The organism is Pseudoalteromonas sp. MEBiC 03485, from assembly GCF_004195145.1.
GTDB lineage: Bacteria > Pseudomonadota > Gammaproteobacteria > Enterobacterales > Alteromonadaceae > Pseudoalteromonas > Pseudoalteromonas apostichopi.
Window position 1 is genome coordinate 566,791 of record NZ_SGBT01000001.1, and the last position, 19,829, is coordinate 586,619.

Sequence of the window (19,829 nt, forward strand, 5' to 3'; positions counted from 1 at the left end):
GGGATTAGATCTCCAATCCAGTTAAAAAGCCTACTGCGCGGAACAAAATGCCATCTAATCCCCAAAGGATAAGTGCCATAATCACAGTTGCAACCATTACAATTAATGTCGTATGTGTTGTTTCTTGGCGAGTTGGCCACACAACTTTACGTACTTCGATACGTGACTCTTTTGCAAACGCAAGAAAAGTACGACCTTTTTCAGTTAGTGAGGCAATGCCTAAACCAGCTGCAACAGCAACCACTACACCAATAGCACGTAATAATACAGATTGGTCTGCAAACATGTGGTTACCAACGACTGCGCCTGCTAGTAGCGCAATTGCTACAATCCACTTTACTGAATCCATCGCACTTGATGGTGTTTCTACATTCGTGCTCATAATATTTTTACCTTAACTACAGACACAACAACCCTGCGCTCTGGCAGGGTTAATCCATTAAAATCTAAACTTAAAAACTGACTTGTTTAAACCGATTTTTAAATTCAGACTCAACACACATTGTTTAAAAAGTGGCAGGGGCGGAGAGATTCGAACTCCCAACCGTCGGTTTTGGAGACCGCTGTTCTACCAATTGGAACTACGCCCCTGCAAAGTGGATGCCTATTATACTTACGCAATTCATTAACACAAGAGTAAAAGATACCCATTAGTTAAAATCTCATCAGTTCGTTTAAAAATCAATATTAACATTGATTAAAAAGCAGTTTATTATAAACCCGATATAGGAACTAAAAAACTACATGGATCAGTGTGCTGCCATTTAAACTCTCTTTTAATATTGTACTGTTATGCCTCGTCACCTTGATATGTAAGCAGGCTAATGCTCGCTCGTTACACCTAGCTACTTTTAATAGCCAACAAGGTCTAAGTCAAAACTCTATCACTTGCAGCATAACTGATCAGCAAGGCTTTTTATGGTTTGCCACACAGGGAGGTTTGAACCGCTTTGATGGTTATGAATTTAAACGCTTCAAAGCTAACAGCAATAATAAAAGTATTTCTGGAAATTGGATCACAGGCTGTGCCAAGGACAGTAATAATCAGCTGTGGTTTTCGACCGCCAGCAAAGGACTCAATAAACTCAATCCTGAGACTGGCCAATTTGAGGTTTATTCGACTTCTAATGAGGCAGGACTAAGTGAAGATAAAATTTGGTCAATGGTACTGGCTAAAGGTGATGTTCTTTGGCTAGGTCACGAACATGGTAAGTTAACTCGTTTTGATATATCAAACCAAAAATTTGAACATTTCCAATACAAAAAAGATCAACAGTTGCCGCTTGTACGTGACATTGTTATTACCGATGAACTCATTTGGCTTGCCACTGATATGGGACTTATTTCATTTAACCCAAGCACAGAGCAATTTACTCAACATACTCAAATCACTTCACCGCTCTGGCATCTAAAATTGTTGAATCATGAAAAACTGCTTATTGGTGCAAAGCAAGGCTTATATACACTTGATTTACTTACGCAAACCAGTGAGCAAATCGAACAGTTAAATGGTGTCTGGATCACTGACAGCCTTATTGACCAACAGCAAAACCTTTGGCTTACAAGCTACGGGCGAGGTCTATACTTTTTACCTGCAGGTGCTGACTTACAAGACCAATACATTCGATACGACCATGACAAGCAAAACCCCAATGGCTTGACTAGCGACTTTCTCCTATCTCTTTATCAAGATTCACAAGGCATTATTTGGTTGGGCACCGATGGTTATGGTGTGCATCGCTATGATCCTAAGCAACAGCAGTTTTCTCATCAGTTACAAACCTCACAGCCAAATTCACTAAGTCATAATTTTGTTCGCTCAATAATAAAAAGAGCCAATGGCGAGGTATGGATTGGCACCCGTGACGGACTCAACCGTCAAACAGCGTTTGGTTACCAACATTATAAAAATGCCCTGCCAAATAATAATATATTTGCCCTTCATGAAGATGCTAACAAGCAGTTATGGATAGGTACTTACGGTGGTGGCTTAATTAAGTATCTAGATAGTCGTGATGAATTTAAAGCCTTCACTATGCAAAGCCACCAGCTAGCCAGTGACCGTGTATACGCAATAACTAGCGACAAAGTTGGTGCTCTTTGGCTTGGGAGTAACCAAGGGTTAACTCGCTTTGAGCCAAAATCAGGCAAAGTTACTCACTATAAACATAGTGATTCTCAAAACAGTCTTGCCAATAACACCGTATTTACTCTTGCTTACGATAGTGAAGAGCACTCACTTTGGGTCGGCACTCGAGCAGGGCTCAATAAACTGGATATCACTACGAAGCAATTTAGTTTATTAGATGATCAAGGCTCTAACGGAGCTGGGCTCAGCCATAACATGGTCACCTCTTTATTATTGAATGGCGATAGTGTTTGGGTTGGCACCATGCAAGGCTTGAATCAAGTTAATAAGCATAACTTCAGGGTGAAACAAATTACTGAGCAACAAGGTTTGGCGAACGATAACATTTTTGACATTCTCGCCGATAAGCAAGGTATGCTTTGGCTAGCAACCAATGGCGGACTCACTCGCTATAACCCCACCACAGAGCAAATGCAGCAGTTTTTGCCAGAAGATGGCATTCAGCACCAATCTTTTATACTGGGTGCGAGCTTTCAAGCAGACGATGGCGAGTTATTTTTTGGTGGCATCAATGGTTATAATCATTTTTATCCTGAGCAACTAAAGTTATCGCACTCTCCCCCTACCCCTGTTTTAACCGAATTATTATTAAACAACAGAGTCATTAAGAGTAATCACTTCGATAAGCAAGCAAATACCCTTGCGAGTGCAACTCAGACATTTGCGTTTGCAAAATCTGCTGGCGTTATCGGCTTTAAATTTAGTGCATTAAAAAACGGATCGACACCAAAGCACTACCAATTCGGCTACATGCTTGCTGGCTTTGATGAACAATTTTTATATACAGATGCATCCCTTAGACAAATTAATTACCCTCAGCTCCCTGCTGGGAACTACAAATTATTAATAAAAGCGAAAGATCAATATGGGCAATGGAGTGACAGCAAAAAGCTACTAACATTAACTGTTGTGCCTCCTTGGTGGCAAAGTAAATTAGCCTATGCTATTTACTTTATTTGTGCTTTAACACTGACCTGGCTTCTTTTAAATTCCTTGTACAAACGCAAACTCGCAGAGCAAGAAAAACAAACCGAGATTGAGCTAAACAAATTAAAAGATCAATTTTTAGATAACATTAGCCATGAGCTAAAAACACCATTGAGTTTAATACTTGCCCCGATCAGCCAGTTACAGCGAAGTAATACAGACCCCCAAGCTCAAAATCAACTGGCTAGTATTAAACGTAACTGCCAACGCTTACTTGAACTGATCAATCAACTTTTACAATTGAGTCAACGCCCTAGTACAGCTATTTACACAGTTAGCCCTTATTCCATTACAACCTTTTTAACAGACTTAGTGGCAGATTTCAGTGCTCTGTTTGAGCAAAAACAACTGCAATTTAGCTTTGATGATACTACCTCAACAACATGTAAGATTAACCTTGCTCCCGAACATGCTCATTCTATTTTCAGTAACCTGATAAGTAATGCGCTTAAGTACACGCCTAACGGCGGTAAAGTCGATATTCAACTTGATGAAGTGCAGCAACAACTGATTTTTAAAATTACTGATACAGGTGTGGGTATTGCCAGTGAACATCAACAGTCGATTTTTCAGCGCTTTACCCGCGTAGCATCATCAGAGCCTGGCAGTGGTATTGGCCTGAGCTTAGTAAAGCAGCTTGTAGAACAATACGGTGGGTCTATCAGCGTAAGCAGTAAAATTGCTGAGGGAAGTTGCTTTACTGTGTCATTGCCTATGGTTGAGTGTGCTGAAAATCAGGTTAATAGCATTACGCAACTACGCAACTCACAACAGACATTACTGATTGTTGAAGATAATAAGGAAATGGCTGAACTACTACTTGCTTTGTTTAATGCAGAATTTAACTGCATCTGTGCAGCTGATGGTCAGCAAGCGCTTGATTTATGCCAATCAGACCTACCAGAGCTCATTATCAGTGATGTAATGATGCCGAATATGAATGGCTATCAACTGTTAGCAGCACTCAGAGCAAACCCGGCCACCAGCCATATTCCGGTGTTATTACTTTCAGCTAAAGCAGATACCCACAGCCGCTTGAAAGGACTTGATTTATTAGCCGATGACTTTTTGAGCAAACCTTTTGAGCCCACTTTACTAGTAAGCAGAGTAAAAGGATTGCTTAATCTTAGACAAATTTTAAACCAGCATCTAACAGCCCAACTGGCAGCTCCTCTGAATAGTGATACAGGCGCATTGACAGTACAAAATAAAGATTATTCCTTCACTGAAAAACTCAAGCAAGTAGTACAAGCCCATTATCAAGATGAAAACTTTTCGGTTGAGCAATTAGCCTCAGCCTTATGTTTAAGCTCCCGTGCTCTGCAACTAAAAATGAAAGCCTTGTATTCACAAACTCCCTCTGACTATTTACGCAATACTCGCTTAGAGTTTGCAAAGAAACAGCTAGTCGATGGCCATTTAGCGATTGGTAAAGTAGCAGAGCAAGCGGGCTTTAGTTCGCAAAGCTATTTTGCGCGAAGCTTTAAGAGCTATGTTGGCTTATCACCAAAACAGTACCGAGAAAAATATCAAAAACGCGTTGAATTTCGCATCAGTGAATAAACTTTTCGTCTGAGTGCTATCAATAAAACACTGATTTTTATAGCTTATCCATATAAACATTAATAACAACAAAGCCCATATTGCGGCGTTATTTACTGCATGAGATATAAGTTAAGGAAAGTCATATGCTCACCAAAACACACAAAGCGATTTCGATTACGTTACTTGCTGCGGCACTGACTGCATGCCAAAGTACTTCGACCACCACAAGCAATAACAATAGCCCAGATATAAACGAAGTGGCACAGCAGCAATACAATGGCCCAAAAGCTCGGATCGCTGTTGCCCGCTTTACTGACAAATCAAACGATTCACGTTGGTGGCGTAAAGAAATTGGTGAAGGTATGGCTGATCAACTAACAACCGCATTAGTTAGCACCAATCGCTTTATTGTCTTAGAACGACAAGCACTTGATGCCGTATTATCAGAACAAGACCTTGCTGTATCAGGCCGTGTGAGTGCAGCTTCAGGTGCTGCTTATGGTGAAATTGAAGGTGCCGAAATTGTCGTAGTTGCCGCTGTTACTGAATTCGATGATGACAATTCGGGCACCCGCGTAGGCAGTGGTGGCTTTATCGGTGACGTATTTAGCTCAGTGTCGGCGGGTTTTTCAAGTTCGCACATGGCGATAGATTTGCGCTTGATCGACACGCGAACTTCACGTATTTTAGCCGCTACCAGTGTTGAGGGTGGCAGTAAAGATTTTGACTTTACATCAGCTGCTACCAACTTTGGTGGTGCACTCGTTGGTGGTAACTTAAGTAGCTGGTCAAACACGCCAAAAGAAAAAGCACTGCGTGAAGTCATCGTCAAAGCCGTTGAGTTTTTGGAATCAAAAGTACCAACAACTTATTATCGCTATAATAGCGATAACACCATTGCAGCAGGCCATACCGCACCTGCACCACTAAAAGTAACCGCAGCTGCAGCACCAGCTAAAGCGCCAGTTGCATCGGTTAATGTTCCAACTCACAGAATGCCTTACTACGAAAAAACAGACTTAGCCATGTCACGACTGAACTTGGTTTGTTTAGGTTATTTAAAAAGGCAGCCTCACTACGAAGAATATGAAGTAGAAGACGTAGAGTACGATGAAGCAACGGTGATTGCACTCACTGAGTATCAGCAAGAAAATAAGCTGAAAGTGACAGGCCTTGCGGATGAGACGACTAAAAAATCTCTTGATGATTCAGGGTGTATTGCCAAAACGAACAAATCAAGTTTAGAAAGCCTTGGCAGTATGTTTAAATTTAATTAAGCAAACTAACAGCCAGTACCAGCACTGGCTGTTTAAAACCTTAGTTATAAAATTTGTAATAGCTCACCACGATAAAAATCACATAACAACCAAATTTGTTGAAATGGATGGTGCTTAGGCACATCAAGGTGAGTAAGTACTGACTTAAAATCATCAAGATGCCATATAGTACTGGCATTTCGAATTAATAACCAAGGCTGCGTAGATTCGTAATGTTTCTTGGCTTTTTGTGCCAACAACCGATGCAAAGCACAGTGCAGACGCTCGTTACTTGGAGCTAAAGCCATTTCAGCAAGATCTCGTTGCATTGAGATAGACAGCGGCCTACCTAACACCGCCATTGCTTCTGTTTCACTGGCATATAAATGGGCGACTTCAATATCGAGCCGCTCATCACCTTTATAACAACTCACGTCTGGCTTACTCGGTGTGTTATGCCAAATATTTCGCATGCTTACACCAAACTGCTTTTCGTAGCAGCGCAAAAACAACTTTGCTGCACCATGCTCAAGTGCTATTTTCTCTCGTTCACTTTCACGATTCATTTAATGTTGCATACACATCTTTTAATAACCCAGAAGCGCCAAAACGAAATAGCTCGGGTTGTAAGTACGCTTCACCCATAATTGATTCAGCGAGGGCTAAATACTCAGCAGCATCGGTGACTGTTCTGACTCCGCCCGCAGCCTTAAAACCAATTTTTTTACCACTCGCTTTTATGGTGTTTAACATGGTATCTGTTGCAGCTAGAGTTGCATTAACAGCCACTTTACCGGTACTGGTTTTAACGAAATCAGCACCGCCCTCAATTGCTAGTTTAGTGGCCGTTGAGATGAGATCATCGCTTAATTCGCCACTTTCTATAATCACTTTGAGTTGCGCTTTATTGCTACATGCCTCTTTTGACGCTTTAACATACTCTGAAACTTTGCGCTCATCACCGGCGATTAGTGCTTTATAGGGGATCACTAAATCAATTTCATCAGCTCCGCGCTCAATAGCAAACAGCGTTTCATTTATCACTTGTTCTAACGATTGCTCCCCACTAGGAAAGTTAGTAACTGTAGCTACTTTGACTTGCTGTAGTTCACGCTCAGCGAGTGCAAGCTTTGCGTCGCTTACAAACGGGCTATATACACAGACCGCAGCAGGAATACCTAACTTTGGCTCAATACTGGCAACCAAGTTATTAATGGTTTCTGTTGTGTCGCTGTCGTTCAGAGTTGTTAAGTCCATCAGTGCCACCGCTTGGGCAGCGCTTGTTTGCATTTTAGTCATAGCTCTTATATTTGTGTTGCCATATTAGTGACCTATAGTAGCAAATTTTTATCATTCGGCTATAAATCATAACTAATCACCATAAGGCTACTTATTTACTTGTAACTCGTCGCAATCCCTTGTTAACTAAGTCTTAAGCCAAAACAAACCACCGGGTATAACTTTTAGTTATATAAACTTGGTTTTAATTATTTTTTACTTTTTTTAGAGCACTATATTCTGCTTGCCTGCAATAAGCAGTTTCGTTGATGTGTTTTAGGGGTGAGAACAAAGTGCAATATTTACCAATCTTTACCAAATTAGACGACAAACCAGTACTGGTAGTCGGCGGTGGAGATGTCGCATTACGCAAATGCCGTGCGTTTTTAAAAGCACGTGCCAATGTGACACTAGTCGCCCCTGAGTTTTGCGATGAGCTGCTCGCTCTTGCTAAGCAAGGTGAAGTAAACCTGATTTCTGATACTTTTAAAGAGCAGTATCTGGATCAGCAAATGCTGGTAATCGCCGCAACTGATATAGACAGTGTTAACAAAGATGTTTTCGAACTTGCGAATGCGCGCAATATTTTCGTTAACGTGGTGGATGACCAACCTAAGTGCAGCTTTATTTTTCCATCAATTGTTGACCGTGATCCAATCACAATTGCGATTTCAAGTGCAGGCACAGCACCAGTTTTAGCACGTCGTTTACGTGAAAAACTAGAAACACTTATTCCACAACATATTGGTCCTCTCGCTACATTAGTAGGTAGCTTCCGTAATAAAGTAAAACAGCGCTTTAAACACTTTGCTGATCGTCGCCAGTTTTGGGAGGGCGTATTTGATTCATCAGTGGTAAGCAAAGTACAAGCGGGTAATACCGAAGCTGCTTCAGCGCAATTAGAGCAACTATTAGATGCTAAGCCAGAGCCTGAAGGCGAAGTATATGTTGTTGGTGCAGGCCCAGGTGACCCAGAGTTATTAACACTAAAAGCACTGCAATTAATGCAACAAGCCGACGTCGTTGTTTATGACTACTTGGTTTCTGATGAAATTATGGATTTAGTACGCCGTGATGCCGACTTAGTTTGCGTAGGTAAACGTTTAGGCGATCATAGTGTTGCACAAGAAGATACTAATCAGATGCTGGTCGATTTTGCCAAACAAGGCAAAAAAGTATGCCGTATTAAAGGTGGCGACCCGTTTATTTATGGTCGTGGTGGTGAGGAAGTGCAAGTGCTAGCCGCTAATCAAGTACGTTACCAAATTGTACCGGGTATTACTGCTGCTGCAGGTTGTAGTGCATATGCTGGTATTCCACTTACCCACAGAGATCATGCGCAAGCCATTCAGTTTGTAACAGGTCACTGTAAAAAAGATGGTCAAGAATTAGATTGGCAGTCACTCGCAAAGCCAAATCAGACATTAGCAATTTATATGGGAGTGATTAAATCACCGCATATTCAAGCACAATTATTGAAACACGGCCGCGGTGCAGACACCCCCGTTGCCATAATCGAAAACGGCACACGTAAAGAACAACGAGTGGTTACAGGGCAATTAGGTGAGCTGGCCGATTTGATTTCGCGCCATAGCATTATTTCACCAGCCTTATTAATTATTGGCGAAGTTGCATCATTGCACCATCAGCTTGCATGGTTTGGTAAAACCGAGCAAACCAGCAGCTTTGCCCAGCCAATCACTGGCGTAGCTTAATTTAACTTTTAATCATTTTAGTAGGACGACTAACAATGGCTTTAACACACCTTCAGCAATTAGAAGCTGAAAGTATCAAAATCATGCGCGAAGTAGCTGCTGAGTTTGAAAACCCGGTGATGCTTTACTCAATCGGTAAAGATTCATCAGTGTTATTACACTTAGCACGTAAAGCGTTTTATCCAGCAAAAATTCCATTTCCACTTTTACACGTTGATACCAACTGGAAATTTAAGGAAATGATTGAGTTTCGTGACCGTCTAGCTAAAGAGTATGGTTTTGATTTAATCGTCCACAAAAACCCTGAAGGGTTAGAGATTGATATTAATCCGTTTGTACACGGCTCAGCAAAGCACACCGATATCATGAAAACGCAAGGCTTAAAGCAAGCGTTAGACAAATACGGCTTCGATGCTGCATTTGGTGGTGCACGTCGTGACGAAGAGAAATCTCGTGCTAAAGAACGTGTTTACTCATTCCGTGATAAGCACCACAGATGGGATCCAAAAAACCAACGTCCAGAGCTTTGGAATACGTACAACAGCCAAGTTAACCCGGGTGAAAGCATTCGTGTATTTCCATTATCTAACTGGACTGAACTTGATATTTGGCAGTATATCTACCAAGAAAACATTGAAATGGTTCCACTTTACCTTGCTAAAGAACGCCCTGTTGTAGAGCGTAACGGCACGCTAATCATGGTTGATGACGAGCGCATGCCATTGGAAGAAGGTGAAGTACCACAAATGAAATCTGTCCGTTTTCGTACCCTTGGTTGTTACCCGCTAACAGGTGCAGTGGAATCAACGGCAGGAACCTTAACTGAAATTATTGAAGAGATGCTGCTTTCAACCTCTTCTGAGCGTGAAGGCCGCGTGATTGATCACGACTCTGCGGGTTCAATGGAAAAGAAAAAACGTGAGGGCTATTTCTAATGTCTAAAACAAACGACACAATTAATGAAGTAAGAGAGTTAGGCATCGACGCCTACCTTGCGCGTCAGCAAGACAAAAGCCTTTTACGCATGCTTACCTGTGGTAGTGTAGATGACGGTAAGTCGACCCTGATTGGCCGCCTTTTACATGACAGCCATCAAATTTATGAAGACCAACTTGCTGCACTACATAAAGACAATGAAAAAGTCGGTAATGCGGGTGAAGAGCTTGATTTAGCACTACTTGTAGATGGCCTTCAAGCTGAGCGTGAGCAAGGTATTACGATTGACGTTGCTTATCGTTACTTTTCAACAGCAAAACGTAAGTTCATCATTGCTGATACGCCAGGACATGAGCAGTACACGCGCAACATGGTTACCGGCGCATCAACCAGCGATGTGGCGATTATCTTAGTCGACGCTCGTTACGGTGTACAAGTGCAGACTAAACGTCATAGCTTTATCTGCGATTCGCTCGGCATTAAGCAGTTTGTTGTTGCAATCAACAAGATGGATATCGTCGATTTCGATGAAACCGTGTATGAGAAAATCAAAGCGGATTATCTAAAATTTGCAGAGCAGCTAAATGTTACTAATATCAAGTTTGTACCTATGTCAGCGCTCAAGGGTGACAACGTAGTAACACGCTCTCTACACACACCTTACTACACAGATAAACCACTGCTTGAGTTACTTGAAGACTCACCAGCGGCTGAAATTGATAGCGGTTTTGAAGCACGTCTTCCTGTGCAATATGTTGTGCGCCCTAACTTAGATTTTCGTGGCTTCCAAGGCACTTTAACGTCTGGCAAGTTCAGTGTTGGTGATGCAGTAAAAGTTTTACCATCTGGTAAAAGCTCAAGCATTAAAGAAATTGTGACTTTCGATGGTAACCTAGATACGGCTGAAGCAGGTCAAGCAATCACTTTAACGTTAAATGATGAAATTGATATCAGTCGTGGTGATGTTATTGTGCCAGCAGCTTCAAAAGCGGCTGTTACTAACCGTATTCAAGCTAAATTAGTATGGATGCATGAAGCACCGTTAGTATTAGGTAAAAGCTACAACTTTAAGTTAGGCAGCAAAAACACCTCAGCAGTGGTTAGAAAGATCGATCACACCATTGATGTAAATACCCTTGAGCATGGTCAAGCTGACTCATTACAACTTAACGAAATTGCTATTGTAACCTTAGAGCTTACTGAAACAATTCTGGCCGATGAGTACCACAACAACCATGAAACAGGTGCGTTTATTTTAATTGATCGCCTATCAAACTTAACCGTTGCGGCAGGTATGATTGAGCAATTACTTAGCACTGAAGAGCAGCAAAGTAGCTTTAGCGACTTTGAAGTTGAATTTAATGCTTTAGTACGCAAGCACTTCCCTCATTGGCAAGCGCTTGATATAACTAAGCTTAAGTAATCATTATTCGCCTGTTATAGGAAGTAAAAAGCATGTATCAACAGCTGGTATTAACAGGCATTATGCTGGTATTAGTGGGGTGTCTTTTTGGCACTCGACTAAAACCAGCATGGTTATTTGTCGGCGCTATTGGTATTAGTTATTTAGCAGGGCTGATCAGTCTTGAAGATATGCTAATTAACTATGCAAACCCTTCTTTAATTACGCTTATTCTACTTGTACTCGTTTCGATAGCTGTAGAAAAAACCACGCTAGTGCAAAAGCTTGCTCAGTCTCTTTCGAAAGGCAGCCTGACAAGTTCGGTGACAAAACTAGGTTTATCAACTGCCTTTTTATCATCATTTACTAATAATACTGCGGTAGTGGCATCACTGATTAGTGCAATAAAAGAAAGCCCGACCCATTCACCATCTAAGCTTTTATTACCTTTATCGTATACCGCCATTTTAGGTGGCACAATTACGCTGATTGGCACTTCAACCAATTTAATTGTTAATGGCTTTGCCGTTGAAGCAGGAATGGAGCCCCTTGGTTTTTTTGATTTTACCTTGATTGGTTTAGGCGCATTGAGCGTCGGACTTATCACTATTTTGGTGATGCTCAAGTATTTACCAGATAACGGTAAAAACGACCAAGAAGTGGTGCCCTTTTACCTTGAAGGTAAAGTAGAAACAGGTTCGAAATTAATTGGTAAAAGTGTTGAAGAGAATGGCCTTCGTGAATTAAAAGACTTGTTCTTAGCCGAAATAATCCGTGGTGATAAACGAATTTGCGCGGTTACACCAAAACAAGTTATCAAAGAAGGTGACGTACTGCTGTTTGTAGGTGACATAAAGTCAGTGCCTCTGCTTACCCAATTTGATGGCTTAAAAGTTGTGCACGACAAACATGAGAAAGACGTTGAGCACCTAGTTGAAGTTGTTGTTAGCCATTCTTCAAAATACATTGGTAAAACAATTAAAGAAGTTCGCTTTCGTGAGCAGTTTCATGCAGCCGTTATTGCTATTCGTCGCGGCCATGACCGTTTACAAGGCGGCTTAGGTAAAGTTCAATTGCAAGCGGGTGACTCATTGATCCTTGCGCCTGGCAAAGAGTTTTACTCGCTACCCAATTTAAAGCGCGAGTTTGTTTATATTTCAGGTCTTGATTTACAAACCCATTTAAAACCTAAGCAATCAAATATTGTGTTAGCGAGTTTTGCAACCGTATTGGGGTTAAGTATTATTGGCCTTGTTCCCTTAGTGAAAGGCCTACTCGTTCTTCTTATCGGTTTAATGCTAACGGGCACAATCAAGCTAAGTGAAGTAAAACGTCGTTTTCCGATTGAGTTACTCGCAGTAGTGGGTAGTGCTATTGGCCTTGCCAAACTCATGATAGGCACAGGGCTTGCCGGTGAAATTTCATCAGCCATGTTATACGTTTTAGGTGACTTTGGGCCCTACGGGGCATTTATCGCAATATTTTTAATGACGGTTTTGTTTACCGAACTCATTACCAACAATGCCGCTGCTGCGCTTTCGTTTCCGGTAGCGTATGCACTAGCCGTTGGTTTTGATGTATCACCGTTGCCTTTTATTATGGCTGTCGCATTTGGTGCATCGGCTAGCTTCATTTCGCCATTTGGTTATCAAACTAACTTGATGGTTTACAGCGCGGGAAACTACCGCCTTAAAGATTATATTGCCATGGGCTTACCTTTATCGATTATATACTCGATTACGGTTTTAACACTCATACCACTGGTATTCCCATTTCAATAACGAGAGTAAAGACAATGGATGAAAATATCGTTTGGCATAATTACGCCATTAGCAAATCACAGCGTAGTGAGCAAAAAAAGCATAAGCCAACCATTCTATGGTTCACTGGTTTTTCAGGCTCAGGTAAAAGCACTGTTGCAAACGCACTAGAAAGCGCATTAAACCAATTAGGCGTTCACACCTACCTACTCGATGGCGACAATGTGCGTCATGGCTTGTGTAAAGATCTTGGCTTTACTGATGAAGACCGCGTTGAAAACATTCGTCGCGTAGGCGAAACCGCAAAGTTGATGGTCGATGCCGGTCTTGTGGTATTGACCGCATTTATTTCGCCGTTCCAAAGCGAACGCGATATGGTAAGAAACTTAGTAGAGGATGGTGAGTTTATTGAGGTATTTTTAGATACCCCGCTTGAAGTGTGTGAAACCCGCGACCCTAAAGGGCTTTATAAAAAAGCCCGTGCAGGTGAAATTAAGCACTTCACCGGTATAGACTCAGACTACCAAATCCCTGCATCGCCAGAAATTAAAATCGATACCAGCAAAAACACCCTAGACCAATCGGTGCAAGAACTGGTAGCGTATTTAAAACAACAGCAAATTATAGGTTAAGTCATGAATCAAACGGAACTGCTAGAAGAAATATTACTCCTCGCACGCCAAGCAGGTAGTGCAATAATGGGGATTTACGAAAAGGACTTTAATGTTGAGTACAAAGCTGATGAAAGCCCAGTTACCGACGCCGACCTAGCAGCTCACAAAGTGATTGTGAATGGCTTACAACACCTCACCCCTGATGTACCAATTCTAAGCGAAGAAAGCGCTGATATTAGCTGGGATATCCGTCAAACTTGGCAACGCTACTGGTTAGTAGACCCAATTGATGGCACCAAAGAGTTCATTAAAAAGAATGGCGAGTTCACCGTGAATATTGCCTTGATTGAAAAAGGTAAACCAGTATTGGCAGTTGTCGATGCACCGGCATTAGGTGTGTCGTATATTGCTGCTGAAGCAATTGGTGCCTTTAAAGATAAAGGTGATGAGCGTATCGAACTTAAGGTAACCCGTAAGCCAAATAAAGGGCTGATCCGTGTTGTCGGAAGCCGCTCGCACCCTTCTCCTGATTTAGCAGAATTCGTAAAACAGTTTGAAGATGTAGAAATGGTTTCAAAAGGCAGCTCGTTAAAACTTTGTCTTGTTGCCGAAGGTAGTGCTGATATATACCCACGCCTTGGCCCAACCTGTGAGTGGGATACGGGAGCAGGTCATGCGATTGCCGAAATAGCCGGCGCAACGGTTAGCAAACTCGATGGCAGCCCACTACTGTATAACAGTAAAGAAGAGTATCTGAATCCGTTTTTTGTCGTATCAGCATTACAGAACTAAAAAGATTTCCGTTAAATATCGTAGGCTGGGTAGAGCGCAGCGAAACCCAGCATTGAGCCATAAACTTTAATATTCCCTACTTTATAGGCACTTCTATCTAGCCAATAAGTCCTTGTTCCTATAGTATTTTGCTATCTTATCTATTAAAGGAATAACCATGACGACTGTTGAAAAAGCAATTGAAGCCGGCTATGAGGCACAAATTAGCGCACTTTATAAAGCGCTTTCACAAGGGGTGCTTGCCGCTAATGGCGATGAAAGCGAAATCACAGCAGCTGAGGCACGTTTTAAGAAAGGTTTAGCATTCGCCGCAGACATTAAAGCTCGCGCACTTGCAGCAGCAGAATAAATACCACAACTGGGCTTTTCTAAATGAGCTCAGTTCTCTTCCTTTGTAAGTCTCTCCTTACAGCATAGTTATCTAAACACAACGCTAAAACATGCATTCTTAGTCGCTTTTCTATATGCTGCGCGACAATTATTATTCTAATAGTGGAGTGCTAATGAACACACATCAAGATGCTATGTCGTATGATGCATCGACAACAAGTAGTAACTCAAAATGGAATCTTCATGACACCCAATGGGTGTTAAGTTTATTTGGCACCGCAGTCGGTGCTGGGATTTTATTCTTACCAATTAATATCGGCATCGGCGGATTTTGGCCATTGATTATCATGGCATGCCTTGCTTTTCCGATGACCTACTTAGCCCACAGAGGCTTAGCCCGATTTGTTTTATCATCAAAAAAGCCTGAAGCTGACTTTACTGATGTAGTAGAAGAGCACTTTGGCATAAATGCCGGGTGCTTGATCTCTTTACTGTATTTTCTCTCTATCTTCCCTATCTTACTTATTTATGGTGTTGGCCTAACAAATACCGTTGATAGCTTTATCGTTAATCAGTTAGGCATGGAGTCGCCACCACGCGTGTTGTTATCTGGCGTACTCGTTGGCGGTATGATCAGCTTAATGCTGGGTGGCGAAGCATTGATGTTACGTGCTTTTTCGATACTTGTTTATCCACTTGTCGCTATTTTGTTTTTCTTATCGATTTATTTAATCCCAAGCTGGCAAATGCCAGATGTATCTGTACCTGAGTTTTCGGGCTTCATGAAAACACTTTGGTTATCAATACCTATCATTGTATTTTCATTTAGCCATGCAGCTGCAATATCAAGCTTTGTGCATGTACAGCGTGCTCACTACGGCAACAATGCTAAAATGAAGTCAGAAGCAATTCTGAAGCGTACCAGCCTACTATTAATTGTGTTTGTTTTACTGTTTGTATTCTCGTGTGTGCTGTCACTATCTACTGAACAAATGGTACAAGCAAAAGCTGATAACGTGTCTATCTTGTCATTCCTTGCCAATATCACTGATAACTCATTTATTGCGACCTTAGGACCATTAGTTGCCTTTATTGCGATTACGTCTTCATTCTTAGGTCACTTCTTAGGTGCCCGTGAAAGCTTCAACGGTCTTGTTAGTAAGCAAGCACATATGAACCCTAAACTCGTTGATAAGATTGGCACTGTTATCATGTTCTTCGCTATTTGGTATTGCTCAGTGATCAACCCAAGTATTTTAGACATGATGGATCAGTTATCAGGCCCAATCATTGCCATGATCCTTTTCATCATGCCAATGATTGCCGTGTATAAGGTACCTAGCTTACACAAATACAGAAACCGCTTGAGCACACTGTTCGTATTAACAGTTGGCTCTCTTGCTGTATTTGCGCTTATTTACAGCATGATTCAATAGTCAACAACTGCTTATACATTAAGAAGCCCAGCAGGGAAGCCTGCTGGGCTTTTTTAGTTCGCGAGTTTCGAGAGTAAAGTTAAAAAGGGTAACGTTTTAAGGTCTGGTAGATTGGGTAGAGCGAAGTGAAACCCAACACAGAGCTATCAGCGTTCAGCCGCTCGGTGGAGGTGTTTTGGTCAGAGTCCCCCCTAAGCAATAAGATCCCGCCGGAGGCACTAAGAATTGCTAGGTTCTAGGTTCTAGGAAGAGTGTCGTTGTAGGAATGGCTTTAGCCATGAATGTGTTTGTTAAGGTCTAGATACGGCACTGACGTGCCTCCTACAGGGTTTTGTTGCTGAGGGAGACTCTGCACAAAACACCCCCACCGCTCAGCTGACATTTATTATCTGACGTCTGATGTCTCTGTGTTTCAGCTGACGTCTGACGGCTGAAAGCTGACAGCTCCCAGACGCAAAAAAGCCCGACTCTTTCGAATCGGGCTTTCTTTAATTTGGAGCCTGGCAATGTCCTACTTTCACATGGCAAATGCCACACTATCATCGGCGCTGTTTCGTTTCACTACTGAGTTCGGCATGGGGTCAGGTGGGTCCAAAACGCTATTGTCACCAAGCAAATTTGGGTCGTTAATCGCCTTGGCAATCAACTAAAATTCGGAATTCTGATATCAAGTAAATGTCTACTTTAGTTTCTTAACTTCTGTCTGTTACGCTGTCATAAAACGCGTTTGGCGTTGTATGGTTAAGCCTCACGGGTAATTAGTACAGGTTAGCTTAATGGCTCGCACCACTTCCACATCCTGCCTATCAACGTTGTAGTCTTCAACGGCCCTTCAGAGACTTTAAAAGTCTAGTGAGAACTCATCTCGAGGCCTGCTTCGCGCTTAGATGCTTTCAGCGCTTATCAGTTCCGAACGTAGCTACCGGGCAGTGCCATTGGCATGACAACCCGAACACCAGCGGTTCGTTCACTCCGGTCCTCTCGTACTAGGAGCAACCCCTCTCAATTCTCAAACGCCCACGGCAGATAGGGACCGAACTGTCTCACGACGTTCTAAACCCAGCTCGCGTACCACTTTAAATGGCGAACAGCCATACCCTTGGGACCGACTTCAGCCCCAGGATGTGATGAGCCGACATCGAGGTGCCAAACACCGCCGTCGATATGAACTCTTGGGCGGTATCAGCCTGTTATCCCCGGAGTACCTTTTATCCGTTGAGCGATGGCCCTTCCATTCAGAACCACCGGATCACTATGACCTACTTTCGTACCTGCTCGACGTGTCTGTCTCGCAGTTAAGCTGGCTTCTACCATTACACTAACCGTACGATGTCCGACCGTACTTAGCCAACCTTCGTGCTCCTCCGTTACTCTTTGGGAGGAGACCGCCCCAGTCAAACTACCCACCAGGCACTGTCCGTAACCCCGATTAGGGGCCAACGTTAGAACATCAAAACTACAAGGGTGGTATTTCAAGGACGGCTCCACAAAGACTAGCGTCTCTGCTTCAAAGCCTCCCACCTATCCTACACATGTAGGTTCAATGTTCAGTGCCAAGCTGTAGTAAAGGTTCACGGGGTCTTTCCGTCTAGCCGCGGGTACACAGCATCTTCACTGCGATTTCAATTTCACTGAGTCTCGGGTGGAGACAGCGTGGCCATGGTTACACCATTCGTGCAGGTCGGAACTTACCCGACAAGGAATTTCGCTACCTTAGGACCGTTATAGTTACGGCCGCCGTTTACCGGGGCTTCGATCAAGAGCTTCGTCCGAAAACTAACCCCATCAATTAACCTTCCGGCACCGGGCAGGTGTCACACCGTATACGTCATCTTGCGATTTTGCACAGTGCTGTGTTTTTAATAAACAGTCCCAGCCACCTGGTCACTGCGGCTCCCGTCCGCTTAGAGAGCAAGTCTCATCACAGATAGGAGCGTACCTTCTCCCGAAGTTACGGTACGATTTTGCCTAGTTCCTTCACCCGAGTTCTCTCAAGCGCCTTAGTATTCTCTACCTGACCACCTGTGTCGGTTTGGGGTACGATTCGGTATAATCTGAAGCTTAGAGGCTTTTCCTGGAAGTATGGCATCAACAACTTCACACCCTTGGGTGCTCGTCTCGTGTCTCAGTCTTAAGAGTCCGGATTTTCCTAAACTCTCAACCTACTCACTTTCACATGGACAACCAACGCCATGCTTGTTTAGCCTGCTCCGTCCCCCCATCGCAATTATACCAAGTACGGGAATATTAACCCGTTTCCCATCGACTACGCCTTTCGGCCTCGCCTTAGGGGTCGACTTACCCTACCCTGATTAACATGGGATAGGAACCCTTGGTCTTCCGGCGTGCGGGTTTTTCACCCGCATTATCGTTACTCATGTCAGCATTCGCACTTCTGATACCTCCAGCATACCTCCCGGTACACCTTCAACGGCTTACAGAACGCTCCCCTACCACTCAAACAAAGTTTGAATCCGCAGCTTCGGTGCATAGTTTAGCCCCGTTACATCTTCCGCGCAGACCGACTCGACCAGTGAGCTATTACGCTTTCTTTAAAGGATGGCTGCTTCTAAGCCAACCTCCTGGCTGTCTGGGCCTTTCCACATCGTTTCCCACTTAACTATGACTTTGGGACCTTAGCTGGCGGTCTGGGTTGTTTCCCTCTTCACGACGGACGTTAGCACCCGCCGTGTGTCTCCCGGATAGTACTTTACGGTATTCGGAGTTTGCAAAGGGTTGGTAAGTCGGGATGACCCCCTAGCCTTAACAGTGCTCTACCCCCGTAAGTATTCGTCCGAGGCTCTACCTAAATAGATTTCGGGGAGAACCAGCTATCTCCCGGTTTGATTAGCCTTTCACTCCTAGCCACAGGTCATCCCCTAACTTTTCAACGTTAGTGGGTTCGGTCCTCCAGTTGATGTTACTCAACCTTCAACCTGCCCATGGCTAGATCACCGGGTTTCGGGTCTATACCTTGCAACTAAACGCGCAGTTAACGCTCGCTTTCACTACGGCTACCCTAATCGGTTAACCTCGCTACAAAATATAAGTCGCTGACCCATTATACAAAAGGTACGCAGTCACCCTCGAAGGGCTCCTACTGCTTGTACGTACACGGTTTCAGGTTCTATTTCACTCCCCTCACAGGGGTTCTTTTCGCCTTTCCCTCACGGTACTGGTTCACTATCGGTCAGTTGGGAGTATTTAGCCTTAGATGATGGTCCACCTATATTCAGTCAAAGTTTCACGTGCTCCGACCTACTCGATTTCACTTAAGATGCATTTTCGTGTACGGGACTATCACCCTGTATCGTCAAACTTTCCAGAATGTTTCACTAACACATAATAAGCTTAAGGGCTGGTCCGGTTTCGCTCGCCGCTACTTCCGGAATCTCGGTTGATTTCTGTTCCTACGGGTACTTAGATGTTTCAGTTCTCCGCGTTCGCCTCGTTAACCTATGTATTCAGTTAACGATACCTGCAAGCAGGTGGGTTTCCCCATTCGGAAATCCTAGTCTCAAGCGCTTTTTACTAGCTTGACTAGGCTTATCGCAAGTTAATACGTCCTTCATCGCCTCCAACTGCCAAGGCATCCACCGTGTACGCTTAGTCACTTAACCATACAACCC

Annotated in this window: 13 protein-coding genes, 1 tRNA gene and 2 rRNA genes; 10 read left to right on the plus strand and 6 right to left on the minus strand. The window is 43.1% G+C overall.

What is annotated here, in order from left to right:
• Nucleotides 1-4 precede the first annotated feature (4 nt).
• Nucleotides 5-382: a preprotein translocase subunit SecE gene (secE, locus tag EVU92_RS02630; RefSeq protein ID WP_130049901.1), complete on the minus strand. Its 378-nt coding sequence runs from the start codon at nucleotides 380-382 to the stop codon at nucleotides 5-7.
• A gap of 132 nt (nucleotides 383-514) precedes the next feature.
• Nucleotides 515-591, minus strand: a tRNA-Trp gene (locus tag EVU92_RS02635).
• 163 nt (nucleotides 592-754) lie between these two features.
• Between EVU92_RS02635 and EVU92_RS02640 the strand changes: the two genes are divergently transcribed.
• Together EVU92_RS02640 and EVU92_RS02645 are read left to right on the plus strand one after the other, a co-directional pair.
• Entirely contained in the window at nucleotides 755-4,699 is a 3,945-nt protein-coding gene (locus tag EVU92_RS02640) for a two-component regulator propeller domain-containing protein (protein ID WP_130049902.1), read from the plus strand.
• A gap of 125 nt (nucleotides 4,700-4,824) precedes the next feature.
• Complete coding sequence (locus EVU92_RS02645; protein ID WP_130049903.1) at nucleotides 4,825-5,958, plus strand: CsgG/HfaB family protein; 1,134 nt, start codon at nucleotides 4,825-4,827, stop codon at nucleotides 5,956-5,958.
• 44 nt (nucleotides 5,959-6,002) lie between these two features.
• Here the strand turns inward: EVU92_RS02645 and EVU92_RS02650 are convergent, their stop codons facing one another.
• Nucleotides 6,003-6,503, minus strand: a complete 501-nt coding sequence (locus EVU92_RS02650) for a hypothetical protein (RefSeq protein WP_130049904.1) — start codon at nucleotides 6,501-6,503, stop codon at nucleotides 6,003-6,005.
• A complete protein-coding gene (gene deoC, locus EVU92_RS02655) occupies nucleotides 6,493-7,236 on the minus strand; it encodes a deoxyribose-phosphate aldolase (protein WP_130049905.1) in 744 nt (247 codons plus the stop codon). Before deoC ends, EVU92_RS02650 begins: the two co-directional genes overlap by 11 nt.
• A 272-nt stretch (nucleotides 7,237-7,508) precedes the next feature.
• Here deoC and cysG point away from each other — a divergent pair, with 272 nt between their 5' ends.
• The 8 genes from cysG (at nucleotide 7,509) to EVU92_RS02695 (ending at nucleotide 16,200) form a co-directional block, all read left to right on the plus strand.
• Complete coding sequence (cysG, locus tag EVU92_RS02660; protein ID WP_130049906.1) at nucleotides 7,509-8,930, plus strand: siroheme synthase CysG; 1,422 nt, start codon at nucleotides 7,509-7,511, stop codon at nucleotides 8,928-8,930.
• A gap of 35 nt (nucleotides 8,931-8,965) precedes the next feature.
• On the plus strand, nucleotides 8,966-9,865 hold the full coding sequence (gene cysD / locus EVU92_RS02665) for a sulfate adenylyltransferase subunit CysD (protein ID WP_105173930.1): 900 nt from the start codon (nucleotides 8,966-8,968) through the stop codon (nucleotides 9,863-9,865).
• Nucleotides 9,865-11,289 carry a sulfate adenylyltransferase subunit CysN gene (gene cysN / locus EVU92_RS02670; protein WP_130049907.1) on the plus strand — a complete coding sequence of 475 codons (1,425 nt, stop codon included), beginning with the start codon at nucleotides 9,865-9,867 and terminating at the stop codon, nucleotides 11,287-11,289. Before cysD ends, cysN begins: the two co-directional genes overlap by 1 nt.
• A 32-nt stretch (nucleotides 11,290-11,321) precedes the next feature.
• Nucleotides 11,322-13,049, plus strand: a complete 1,728-nt coding sequence (locus EVU92_RS02675) for an SLC13 family permease (protein WP_130049908.1) — start codon at nucleotides 11,322-11,324, stop codon at nucleotides 13,047-13,049.
• Between the two features lie 14 nt (nucleotides 13,050-13,063).
• Nucleotides 13,064-13,660, plus strand: coding sequence for an adenylyl-sulfate kinase (cysC, locus tag EVU92_RS02680; protein WP_130049909.1), 597 nt, complete (start codon nucleotides 13,064-13,066; stop codon nucleotides 13,658-13,660).
• A gap of 3 nt (nucleotides 13,661-13,663) precedes the next feature.
• Nucleotides 13,664-14,434 (plus strand): 3'(2'),5'-bisphosphate nucleotidase CysQ, encoded by a 771-nt coding sequence (gene cysQ / locus EVU92_RS02685; RefSeq protein WP_130049910.1) that lies wholly within the window; start codon nucleotides 13,664-13,666, stop codon nucleotides 14,432-14,434.
• A gap of 157 nt (nucleotides 14,435-14,591) precedes the next feature.
• Nucleotides 14,592-14,783 carry a hypothetical protein gene (locus EVU92_RS02690; protein ID WP_055022144.1) on the plus strand — a complete coding sequence of 64 codons (192 nt, stop codon included), beginning with the start codon at nucleotides 14,592-14,594 and terminating at the stop codon, nucleotides 14,781-14,783.
• A gap of 154 nt (nucleotides 14,784-14,937) precedes the next feature.
• Nucleotides 14,938-16,200 carry an aromatic amino acid transport family protein gene (locus EVU92_RS02695; RefSeq protein ID WP_130049911.1) on the plus strand — a complete coding sequence of 421 codons (1,263 nt, stop codon included), beginning with the start codon at nucleotides 14,938-14,940 and terminating at the stop codon, nucleotides 16,198-16,200.
• 498 nt (nucleotides 16,201-16,698) lie between these two features.
• Here the strand turns inward: EVU92_RS02695 and rrf are convergent.
• Both rrf and EVU92_RS02705 read right to left on the minus strand, forming a co-directional pair.
• A 5S ribosomal RNA gene (gene rrf / locus EVU92_RS02700) occupies nucleotides 16,699-16,813 on the minus strand.
• Nucleotides 16,814-16,937: 124 nt separating this feature from the next.
• Nucleotides 16,938-19,820, minus strand: a 23S ribosomal RNA gene (locus EVU92_RS02705).
• Nucleotides 19,821-19,829 lie beyond the last annotated feature (9 nt).